The following is a 7,255-nucleotide window of genomic DNA, read 5'->3' as shown; positions in this document are numbered from 1 at the left end:
AAAAAACAAAGCGCAGCGGCCTTAACTTACTGCAAGGGGGAGAAAGAAAAGATGAGCCCTAAAAGCAAAGCCCGCATCATCCGCCCCGACGAAATCCCATCGGAGGAGATCGCCGGCGGCGCCCGCCACCGCGGCATCCTCACCCAGGCGCGGGACGGCACGGGCGTGACGGTCTACAAATCCCATATCCGCCCGGGCAAGAGCCACGACTGGCACAGCCACGAAGTGGACGAAGTGATGTACATCATCAGCGGCGAGGGACGCTACGAGCTCGAGGGCGGGGAGCTCCGCTACAAGGCGGGCGAGTTCGTGTTCATGCCCCGCGGCACGCAGCACAGAAACACCTGCACCACGGATGAAGACGTGCACATGGTCGCCATCTTCAATCCGCCCGTGGAGTGAGCGTCCCGCCGACCGATGAGGTCTGGAGGGTGTTTTGCGCGGCCTTTAAGGCTCTTTCTGTGAAAAACAGCCAAGAGGAGGATTGTTCGGTCAGAATTTGAAAAACAGAAGTTGCGGCCCCATGTTTCTCGGTTACAATATCATATCTGACTAAACTGTAACAACAAGGATCAGTATATGAAAAAAATGAATATGAAAATCTCAGCCGTTGATCTATTTTGTGGTGTTGGCGGACTCACACACGGATTAGTGAAGTCAGGCATTCCTGTTATGGCTGGTATTGACAACGATATCTCATGCCAATATTCATTTGAGAAGAATAATGAATCCGTTTTTATACACAAAGAAATCCAAAAGGTATCCGCCAGTAGTATTAACCGGTTATTTCCAGAAAAAAGCATCAAGGTATTAGTTGCTTGTGCACCCTGCCAGCCATTTTCAAAGCACACTCAAAAAATGAAGAGTCGCAAAGAAAATGAGAAATGGGGGCTTTTGTATCACTTCACAAGGATTATTAAAGGAGTTCGTCCTACTATAATTTCTATGGAGAATGTTCCCCAAATTATTAAGCACAAAGTATTCCGTGACTTCGTTAATGAATTGGAAACGCTAAAATATCACGTCGCTTGGAAAATAGTTCATTGCCCAGATTACAGAATCCCACAAAATCGAAGACGTTTAGTTTTGCTTGCATCAAAACTTGGAGAAATAAATTTAATAGATCCAACTCAAAAACCAGATAATTATAAAACAGTCAAAGACATCATAGGAAAGTTGCCGAGAATACAAGACGGGAAACCCTGCGACAAGGACCCTCTCCATCGCACTTATAAATTATCGTCTTTAAACAAGCAAAGAATAAAACAATCAAAAGCTGGCGGCTCCTGGAAAGATTGGGACAAAAAACTTAGAACGGACTGTCACCAAAAAAAAACAGGTGCAACTTATAGTTCCGTATACGGCAGAATGCGTTGGGACGAACCATCCCCAACAATTACAACACAATTTTACAGCTTCGGAACGGGCCGTTTTGGACACCCAAGGCAAAATAGAGCTATCTCTTTACGTGAAGGCGCATTGTTACAAACATTCCCAAAATCTTATAAGTTTTATGAAAGAATTTCCGATATAAATTTTAAAAAGCTGGGAAGACACATTGGGAATGCCGTGCCCGTCCAATTGGGCAAGATAATTGGAAGAAGCATTAATGCCCACATTAGAGAAAACACATGACACAAAAAGCAAAGAAGGAAGATTTCTCATTTGAAATATCGCTGAGTGTTCTCAACCATTTGGGTAGAAATCTATATAGAAGTTTCACTACAGTTCTCGGTGAAGCAATATCGAATGCTTGGGATGCTGATGCTACTGAAGGACACATTCATATCAATAAAACGAAAAACAGCTTTCTTATCAAAGACACCGGTGACGGTATGACGGCGGATGAATTTCAAAATAAATTCTTGAAAATTGGATATTCAAAACGAAAGATTAGTGAAACCTCTCCAGGTGGGAGACCGTATATTGGAAGAAAAGGTATTGGGAAACTGGCGCTTCTGTCGTGTGCAGAAAAAATTACTGTAATATCAAAAAAGAAGGGGCAAAGTTACATTGGCGGATTAATCGATAATGGTGAATTAGATAACGCCATAGACGAAGACCTAACACCACAAGAATACCTTTTGGGAAGATGGAAATTAGAAACCTTCGGGGACCTGACAGTCAAGCATACCAAGGGCACCATTATCCATTTTAAAAATATCCATGATGGGATAAGGAACAGCTTGGAATTTTTGAAAAAAATTGTGGCTTTATATTTTCGATTTTCTCTCATTGACAATAATTTTAAAATTTTTATTAACAAAGAAAAAATAACCCATGAATGTCTAGATGATCTCGCAGAAAAGACTCAATTTTTATGGGAAATTGATGACATAGAAGATCCATACATTGCACGACTCAAAAAGAAATTTACTCTTAAGGAAAGCAAAAAAATATCTGTAAAAGGTGGAATAAAAGGGTTCATTGCTTCCGTGGAAAAGCCCAGAGATCTTAATATCTTTGGCACAGGCGAAAAGGTTAGCGTGGATCTATTTGTAAATGGCCGTTTAAGAGAAAGGGATATATTAAGGCACATACCAACGGCCAGGGTGGCCGAAAGTTATCTGTATGGTCAAATTCACTATAATGCGCTTGATGATAAACAAATGGATCGATTTACTAGTAGCCGCGAAGGTATAATTGCAGATGACCCCAAATACCAAGAGTTCTTAAACTACTTAAGAGATAAAATCATAAGTAAAATCCTTGCTGATTGGGATCCTTGGAGAAGAAAACACCGCGAAGACGGGGATTCGGAAGACACGAGTATCTCCAGAAAAGATAGAAAAGCCGGAGAACTATATAATGCTGTTTCAGCAGAATACGGTCTTCCTAAAGATTCAAAAAATAGGAAAAAAATCGATGGCTGGGTTGATGACCTGGCGGATGATGCAACATACAATTTTTCATCTTATGCCGAATGTTTCATTTCAGAGAATCTGATCAGAAGATTCATACAAGAAGAAAAAGTGGAATTATCGAAGGAAGCAACAAGTAAATATAAGGAATGGGAAAAAAAAGAAGACGAAAATAAAAATAAAGGGAATCTAAGTATTGAGATTAGAAAAAACAATACAAAATTAAGCTACCTGGCCATGGACGACCTTGCAAATCTCGTTGATGCCAAAAAAGACCTAAAGAAGGCAAGCCTTGCAAGAGATGCCGCTGAATATAAGCCTATCAGAGATGCTCTTGCACACACCGCCCTTTTAACCGACAAGGCAAAGGCAAGATTGACCGCTGTTTATTCAAATATAAAAGACAGACTTAAAACCCTCCTAGCGAATAGTAAATAAATTATTGTTTGAGAATTGTCCTCCGCCCCAGGGTTTTGTTGGACACCCCATAGCGGGTAGATTCCCGCGCCCGCGCAGGCGATTTTCTCTCCCGTGGGCGGCGCCCCGAAGAGGGAACCATGATGCGTCCCAGTATATGTATGGACGCATCCATGCCGATGGCTGCGTCCGTACCAGAGACAAAAAGAAGCGAATTTTGGGTAGTGGGTCAGTTCGCACAATGGACCCGTGGTGTCATTCCGAAGGAGCGCAGCGACTGAGGAATCTGCTGTGGAAAAGCAGATTCCTCGCGCCTCCGGCGCTCGGAATGACAAGAAAAACAAGCAGACGGACCCACTACCGAGTTTTGCCGGGCGGATATAAAATACGATAATAAAAGCGCGCTCGATTTGAGCCGGATAAGCGTTCCTTTCAGCGCGAGGTCGCCAGCTTCATGCACCGGAAAATGATGATTCGGCACATCGGGCACTTCTCCGTTCTCGCCCTCGCCCTCTTTCTCGCGGCCGGGTGCGCCACCTACGCCGAGCGCCGCGCCGTTCCCGAAAGCGAGTACCAGGCCGCCATCCAGGGACATCCCCCCTATCTGCACCGCCTGATCCGCGAACTCCTGGAAGAAGGGAAGCGAAACCAGGTTCTCAACTGGAACAACATCGCCCTGACCGCCATGCGCCGGGGCGACCATTCCATCGCCAAGCGCTATTTCGATCTCTCCATCCGCGAGATCAACACCATTTTCGCCAACACCGAAAGCGCCAACAGAGCCCGGAGCCTTTGGTTCAAGGAAGACATCAAGGACTTCAAGGGAGATCCCTACGAGCGGGCGATGGTGTTCTTTTACCGAGGCATCCTCTATTACCGGGACGGCGAACTCGACAACGCGCGCGCCGCCTTCCGGAGCGGGCAGATTCAGGACGCTTTTGCGGAGGAATCCCAGCATCGCTCCGATTTCGCCGTCTTCGACTATCTCGAAGGCCGCATCACCCAAAAAATCGACTCGCCGGAAAATGCCCGCGAGAATTTTATCCAGATGAAAAAGCTTCGGAATTATCTCAAAATTCCAAAGTTGAACGAAAACCTGCTCATCCTGGCCACAACGAACCGGGGGCCGGTGAAATATCTCCACTCCAAGGAAGATCATATCGTCAAATTTGCCGTTCCGCGCCCGCAAATTCAGCATGTTGTCGTCTTCCGAAACCAAGTCCCCGTCCGGTCGGCCACCTGGGTGGATGACCTGGGCTTCCAGGCCACCACGCGCGGCGGGCGGGCATTCGATCACATCCTCAAGGGCAAGGTTCAGTTCAAGAATACGACGAGAGATATCGGGGTGGCTTCCATCGCGACAGGCACCGCGCTGGCGAATGCCGCCAATCAGTCCAGGGATCAAAACACCCGGGGGGCACTGGCCATCGCCGCCCTGGCTGCCTACGCCATCGGCGGCACCGCGAGCGTACTCTCCGGGATGACCCAGACGGGGGCGGACACGCGGACCTGGCGAACGCTCCCCGGCAGAATTTATCTGTGGAGCGGAGAGCTCCCGCCGGGGCGCCACCAGCTCGAGTTTCGCTACTACAAAGAGCGGCTCACCAACGCCCGGCTCAAAAGCCTGCTCCGCGGCAAGCCTTCCAACACCCAAAATCTTCTCCTCGTCATCGCCCCGCTCGAGCTGCGGCAATACCGGCGATTCGCCACCATCACGATCCATCCAGACAAAAAGGACCACATTCTTTACGCCTCATCCCCCAACGCGCTCTCCTTCTGATCTGCGGGCAAGGGGCTCTCCCGCCCGCCATCGCAGCGAAATTGAAATATAATCCATTATATTTCAACCAATTAAACTGGCTTGACAACAACATTCGATATTTGTTTGTATTATGGATGACTTTCTTTCGTTCCTGAACGAAAAGGTTGGAGTTTCAATGAAAATCCTGGCACCCGAACCCCTCCTCGCGGGCACCTCCCATACCGCCGAAATCGCCAGCATCGCCGCGGGCGGAGCCGGCATCGCCCGCCTTCTGGGCCGGGTCATCTTCATTCCCCGCACGGCTCCCGGCGATATCGTCCGCTTCCGGATTTCCAAGGACAAGGGAAAATTCCTTCTCGGTGAGCTGGAGGAAGTGCAGCAGGAGGGCCCATGGCGCCGGGAACCCCCCTGCCTCCACTGGCACGACTGCGGGGGATGCCCGCTCCAGCAGATGGATCACGCCGGACAGAACCAGGCCAAGCGGCGCATCTTCGATGACGCCATTCAACGCATCGGCAAGTTCACGCCGGGCGCCCCGGCGGCCATTATGGAAGATCGCATTCCCGAGTTCGGCTACCGGCTGCGGGTGAAGTTTCACATCCATCGGGGGAAGATCGGCTTTTTCTCCCCCGGCAGCCGGCGCATCGTTCCGCTCGAAACCTGCCTTCTCGTCGAGCCCGCCATCGCGGGCGCCCTTCCGGCGATTCGGCAACTTCTGGAAGAGAGCCAAGACGCCCGCCGGGCCGAGGCGGTGGAAGTGACGGCGCTGGGGCCGGTTCCCGGCGAGGGGGTGGGCCTCCTCGTTTTTCCGCCCGGAAGCCGCGACAGCCGGCCGGGGACCTCGCTCCCCATCCCGAAGCGGATGCGGGCCGCGTGGGAGACCTTCGCGCGCCAGGCCGGGTGGCCCTGCGCCTTCGCCGGCGAACGCGCGCCCGGAGAACCTCCCGCATGGCGAGCGGCATACCGGCTGGACATCCCCGGCGGGGCAGGCCGCTCCACCCTCGCCATGGAGGTCTCTCCCGAGGCTTTCGTCCAGTCGAACCGGGAAGGAAACCAGGTTCTGGTGAATACCGTTCTCGCCGCCGCGGGCGCGGAAGGCGAGGGGAGGGTCACGGATCTTTTCTGCGGCGCGGGCAATTTCTCCCTCCCGCTCTCGCTGAACGCCCGCCGGGTGATCGGAGTCGAGGAGAACCCCTTCTCGCATCAGGACGCCCTGGCCAACGCCGAGCGCGCAGGGAGCGGGAACGTCCGCTTCCTCCGCGGCGCGGCCGAAAAAACCCGGCCCGAGGAAATTTGCGGTGAACTGGGCGGCCCGCCCGACCTCGTTCTACTCGATCCGCCCCGGAAGGGCGCGCTCGAGGCCATCCCGCTGGTGCTGAACCTCGCCCCCCGGCGGATTGTCTATGTTTCCTGCAACCCGGCCACTTTCGCCCGGGATGCGCGCGAACTCTGGGAAGAGGGCTACCGGCTTGCTTCGGCCGCCATCGTTCCCATGTTTCCCCAGACCGCCCACGTCGAAACCGTCACTTCCTGGACTCGGGAAAATCCCCGGCAGGATGGAGCGCACAGCGAACGTACGGAGGATTCCCCATGTTCCTGACTCGAAGGCAACGCGAAATCTACGAATACATCCGCCAGTTCATCCTGAAGAACGGTTATGCGCCGAGCATCGCCGAGATCGGCCAGTACTTTCAACTGACCTCGCCGGCGACCGTTCACAAACATCTCCAGAATCTCGCCCAGAAGGGCCTCATCAAGAGAAGCTGGAACCGCAGCCGCGCGCTCGAGATCGTCCCCGGCGCCGACACGGTGGAACCGCAGACCGCCCTGCCGTCCGCCGAACTCCCCCTGCGCGGCATGATTGCGGCCGGCATGCCCCTTGAGGCGGTCGAGGACAACGAAACCATCCCCCTTCCCTGGTCTTCCGGGGACAGCAATCTCTATGTCCTTAAGGTGAAGGGGCAGTCCATGATCGAGGACCACATTCAGGACGGCGACTACGTCATCGTCGAACAGCGGGACACCGCCGTGAACGGAGAGACCGTCGTCGCCCTTGTGGGGGGCGATTCCGCCACCCTGAAGCGCTTTTACCGCGAGGCGGATCATATCCGGCTGCAACCGGCCAACGAGACGATGGAGCCGATCCGGGTGAAGCAAGAAGACCTGCGGATTCAGGGCGTCGTGGTCGGCGTCCTCCGCAAGTACTGAGCTGTCT

At 52.3% G+C, this 7,255-nt stretch carries 6 protein-coding genes; all 6 read left to right on the top strand.

Annotation, left to right across the window (positions count from 1 at the left end):
* Positions 1-51 precede the first annotated feature (51 nt).
* The 6 genes from O2807_00425 (at position 52) to lexA (ending at position 7,248) form a co-directional block, all read left to right on the top strand.
* Entirely contained in the window at positions 52-402 is a 351-nt protein-coding gene (locus O2807_00425) for a cupin domain-containing protein (protein ID MDA0998965.1), read from the top strand.
* Positions 403-588: 186 nt separating this feature from the next.
* Entirely contained in the window at positions 589-1,635 is a 1,047-nt protein-coding gene (gene dcm / locus O2807_00420; protein ID MDA0998964.1) for a DNA (cytosine-5-)-methyltransferase, read from the top strand.
* The gene (locus O2807_00415; GenBank protein ID MDA0998963.1) at positions 1,632-3,299 is read left to right on the top strand and encodes an ATP-binding protein; all 1,668 of its coding nucleotides are present in this window, start codon (positions 1,632-1,634) and stop codon (positions 3,297-3,299) included. Before dcm ends, O2807_00415 begins: the two co-directional genes overlap by 4 nt.
* A gap of 445 nt (positions 3,300-3,744) precedes the next feature.
* Positions 3,745-5,058 (top strand): hypothetical protein, encoded by a 1,314-nt coding sequence (locus O2807_00410; GenBank protein ID MDA0998962.1) that lies wholly within the window; start codon positions 3,745-3,747, stop codon positions 5,056-5,058.
* Positions 5,059-5,215: 157 nt separating this feature from the next.
* Positions 5,216-6,640 carry a class I SAM-dependent RNA methyltransferase gene (locus O2807_00405; GenBank protein MDA0998961.1) on the top strand — a complete coding sequence of 475 codons (1,425 nt, stop codon included), beginning with the start codon at positions 5,216-5,218 and terminating at the stop codon, positions 6,638-6,640.
* Positions 6,631-7,248: a transcriptional repressor LexA gene (lexA, locus tag O2807_00400; protein ID MDA0998960.1), complete on the top strand. Its 618-nt coding sequence runs from the start codon at positions 6,631-6,633 to the stop codon at positions 7,246-7,248. Before O2807_00405 ends, lexA begins: the two co-directional genes overlap by 10 nt.
* Positions 7,249-7,255: the final 7 nt, after the last annotated feature.

This window comes from bacterium (assembly GCA_027622355.1).
Lineage (GTDB): Bacteria > UBA8248 > UBA8248 > UBA8248 > UBA8248 > JAQBZT01.
Note: the sequence above shows the minus strand (reverse complement) of the source record. Positions and strands in the feature narration are given on the sequence as shown.

Bases quoted from the DNA above. Each gene is read 5' to 3' on its own strand.
- O2807_00425 (MDA0998965.1), top strand. From the start codon at position 52: ATGAGCCCTAAAAGCAAAGCCCGCATCATCCGCCCCGACGAAATCCCA.
- dcm (MDA0998964.1), top strand. From the start codon at position 589: ATGAATATGAAAATCTCAGCCGTTGATCTATTTTGTGGTGTTGGCGGA.
- O2807_00415 (MDA0998963.1), top strand. From the start codon at position 1,632: ATGACACAAAAAGCAAAGAAGGAAGATTTCTCATTTGAAATATCGCTG.
- O2807_00410 (MDA0998962.1), top strand. From the start codon at position 3,745: ATGATGATTCGGCACATCGGGCACTTCTCCGTTCTCGCCCTCGCCCTC.
- O2807_00405 (MDA0998961.1), top strand. From the start codon at position 5,216: ATGAAAATCCTGGCACCCGAACCCCTCCTCGCGGGCACCTCCCATACC.
- lexA (MDA0998960.1), top strand. From the start codon at position 6,631: ATGTTCCTGACTCGAAGGCAACGCGAAATCTACGAATACATCCGCCAG.